General features: G+C 61.8%; 3 protein-coding genes. 2 read left to right on the forward strand and 1 reads right to left on the reverse strand.

All coding sequences use genetic code 11. From position 1 onward, the window contains the following. Window positions 1-89 precede the first annotated feature (89 nt). Window positions 90-2,108: a TonB-dependent receptor gene (locus NUV89_RS28735; RefSeq protein WP_257783981.1), complete on the reverse strand. Its 2,019-nt coding sequence runs from the start codon at window positions 2,106-2,108 to the stop codon at window positions 90-92. Window positions 2,109-2,258: 150 nt separating this feature from the next. On the opposite strand from NUV89_RS28735, the gene NUV89_RS28740 reads away from it, so the two are divergent. Together NUV89_RS28740 and NUV89_RS28745 are read left to right on the forward strand one after the other, a co-directional pair. After that, complete coding sequence (locus tag NUV89_RS28740; protein ID WP_017738479.1) at window positions 2,259-2,492, forward strand: VF530 family DNA-binding protein; 234 nt, start codon at window positions 2,259-2,261, stop codon at window positions 2,490-2,492. 4 nt (window positions 2,493-2,496) lie between these two features. Continuing rightward, on the forward strand, window positions 2,497-3,123 hold the full coding sequence (locus NUV89_RS28745) for a Pr6Pr family membrane protein (RefSeq protein WP_257783982.1): 627 nt from the start codon (window positions 2,497-2,499) through the stop codon (window positions 3,121-3,123). Window positions 3,124-3,208 lie beyond the last annotated feature (85 nt).

The following is a 3,208-nucleotide window of genomic DNA, read 5'->3' on the forward strand; positions in this document are numbered from 1 at the left end:
AGTCACAGATATTTCAACTGATCCACCGCATTCGCGAGCAAGCCCGCTCCCACACAAACCCTGCTCCACAGGGGGATTAGTGGTGTTTGTTAGAAGGTGGTGCGGATGCCGACCTGCACGCTTCTACCCGGCGCCGGCGCGATGTCACGCAGGATCGAACTGGCATAACGCACAGTCTGGTTGGTCAGGTTTTCACCGTTCACAAACGCCAGCCACTGGCTGCCACCGACGTTGAAGCGATAGCCCGCGCTCGCACCCAGGGTGGTGTAGCCGTCGGTGCCGCTTTCGTTATCCGGCACACGGCCTTGGCCGGCGGCGTGTTCTACGTCGATCCGCGCCTGCCAGCGGTCCAGTTCCCACAGTAAGCCGCTGTTCACGCGCAGCGGGGCAATGCGTGGCAAGGCTTCGCCGGTGTCGAGGTTGGTGGCGCGGGTGTAGTCGCCCGACAGTTCCAGGGCGAACTTGCCGTAGGCGCTTTCGCCGAGTTTCCAGTGATCCTGGGCTTCGAAGCCGGCGAAACGGGCGCGTACGCCAGAGTAGGTGTACTCGGGGATGCCAGCAGCGTCTTCTTCACCTTCGTCGTTCAACGTACGACCACTGCCCAGCAGGCCGATGTAGTTGGAGAAATGGCTGTAGAACACGCCGAAGCTGCCCTTGTGGGTGCCATTGTCAAAGCGCAGGGCCAGGTCGCTGGACACGGCTTTTTCTTTCTTCAGGTTGGCATCGCCCAACTCGTAGGTGCCGGTGGCCACGTGGGCGCCGTTGGCGTACAGCTCGTAGAAGGTCGGTGCGCGCTCGGTGTAGCCCAGGGTCGCGGCGACGGACCAGATCGGGGTGAGGGTGTACACCGCGCCCGACGACAGGCTGCCAGCGGTGAAGTCATTGGACTTGTCGGCGCCGGCAAAGCGCGCGTTGCCCTTGGCGTCGGGATCGACGCTGGTGTGTTCCAGGCGCCCGCCAAGGCTGAGCTTGAGGCGCTCGGTGGCTTGCATTTCTTCAAGAATAAACAGCGCGCCGGCATTGGTGTCGGTCTGCGGCACGAAGGCTTCTTCGCCCAGGGCCGAGAATTCGTTACGGGTCACTTGCGCGCCGACCACGCCGTTGAACGGGCCGATGGGCTGGTGACGGGCTTCTACGCGGGCTTCATAGCCTTTGTTCTTGAAGATCGTGCCGGTCTCGCCGCCTTCGATTTCGCGGTGTTCGTAATCGGTGTAGCCCGCATCGACTTTCACCGAGGTAAATGGGCCTTGCAGGTTGCGGATTTCCGACGCGAAGGCGTAGTGATCCTGCTTCATGCGGATGCGCACGTCCTGTTCGGCAGGGGAGCCGTAGTTCGCGTCATAGCTGCTGTAGGACAGGCCGGCATAACCGTCATCCCAGGTGTAGGAACCGCCCACCGCGCCGCCGTCCTGGCGCCCGTCGCTATTGCCCAGGCGGCCGTTTTTGCCGGGGGCATCTTCGGTCTCGGCGGCGTGGCGGCTGCGGGCCTGGCCGGGGATTTTCAGGTCGTTGAATTCCCGCGCATTGGCGTCCAGGTGCAAGGCGAACGTGCCGTTGCCGGCTTCCAGGCGGCCGGCGCTGCTGCGGGTGGTGTCGGCGCCGCCGTAGCGCAATTCACCGGCGCCGTGGATGCCTTCGATGGCTTCGGTGGGGATGCGGTTGTCGAAGGTGTTGACCACGCCGCCGATGGCGCTGCCGCCGTACAACAACGCGGCCGGGCCACGGACGATTTCGATACGGTCAACGTTGACCGGGTCCAGCGGCACCGCGTGGTCGTAGGACAACGACGACGCATCCAGTGCGCCGACGCCGTTGCGCAGGATGCGGATGCGGTCGCCGTCCTGGCCACGGATGATCGGCCGGCTCGCACCTGGGCCAAAGTACGACGACGACACGCCCGGCTGCTTGTTCAGGGTTTCGCCCAGGCTGCCTTTTTGTTGCAGGGTCAGCTCATCGCCTTCCAGCACGGTAGTGGGCGAGGCGAGTTGTGCGCTGCCCAGCGGGTTGCCGGTAATGACTTGGGGTTGCAGCTCAAGGGCCTGGGTTTGGGCGCTGATGAGCAGGGCGGCGGCAAGCGGGGTCAAGCGCCACAGAGAAGAGAGGGGCATCGGACATTCCTTGGCAAAACGGCGAAAAGATTTGATATCGATGGTTACAATATAACATCTCTTTTTAGCTGGGAACGGGAACTTTTTATAACTGGGCGGACGGGGTGATAAGGTGTGCACCTTCGTGACCCTTTTTTTCATAGGCCCGGCATGACCGCGACAAGCAACGACCCGCTCCACGGTGTGACCCTGCAACACGTCCTCACCACGCTGGTGGAACACTACGAATGGGACGGCCTGGCCGAGCGCATTGATATCCGCTGCTTCAAGAGCGACCCGAGCATCAAGTCGAGCCTGACCTTCCTGCGCAAGACCCCGTGGGCGCGGGAGAAAGTCGAAGGGTTGTACGTCAAGTTGATGCGCACCAAACGCCCGTTGGATTGAGCCGGTGAAGCGCTTTGTCGCGGCAGCGGCGCTGGCGGGGTGGGTGGGGCTGGCGATCCAGCAGTACCTGATTTTCCATTCGCGCTGGTCCAGCGGCGCCAGCCTGTTGGGCGGGCTGGTCAACTTTTTCAGTTTCTTCACGGTGCTGACCAACACCTTGGCGGTGGTGGTGTTGAGTTATGCGCTGGTGACGCGTGATTCACCCGCGAAGCGGTTCTTTCTCGCGCCCAAGGTCAGCAGTGGCATTGCCGTGAGCATCGCGGTGGTGGGCCTGGCGTACAGCCTCCTGCTGCGGCATTTGTGGCAGCCCGAAGGCTTTCAATTCATCGCCGACGAATTGCTCCACGACGTGATGCCGGTGCTGTTCTTGATCTACTGGTGGCGGTGTGTGCCCAAGGGCACGTTGCGGCTCAAGCACATCGGCGCCTGGGTGATTTACCCGCTGGTGTACTTCGCCTATGTGCTGCTGCGGGGGCATTTGCTGGGGCAGTATCAGTACCCGTTCATTGATGTGGACAGCCTTGGATATCCACAGGTGTTTGTGAATGCCGGGGGGATTTTGGTGGGGTTTGTTGTGATTGCGTTGATCGTGGTGGGGTTGGATAAAGTCTTGAAATCACCGCAGACCTGAGGTGAAAAAGAGGTCCAAATGTGGGAGCGGGCTTGCTCGCGAAAGCGGTAGGTCAGTTAACACATGCATCGACTGACACACCGCC

It is taken from the genome of Pseudomonas sp. 18.1.10 (genome assembly GCF_024655625.1).
Classification (GTDB): Bacteria; Pseudomonadota; Gammaproteobacteria; order Pseudomonadales; family Pseudomonadaceae; genus Aquipseudomonas.

What these genes read in the sequence shown, in the direction of transcription:
- NUV89_RS28735 (WP_257783981.1), bottom strand. Translation starts at nt 2,108, where the DNA reads ATGCCCCTCTCTTCTCTGTGGCGCTTGACCCCGCTTGCCGCCGCCCTG.
- NUV89_RS28740 (WP_017738479.1), top strand. Translation starts at nt 2,259, where the DNA reads ATGACCGCGACAAGCAACGACCCGCTCCACGGTGTGACCCTGCAACAC.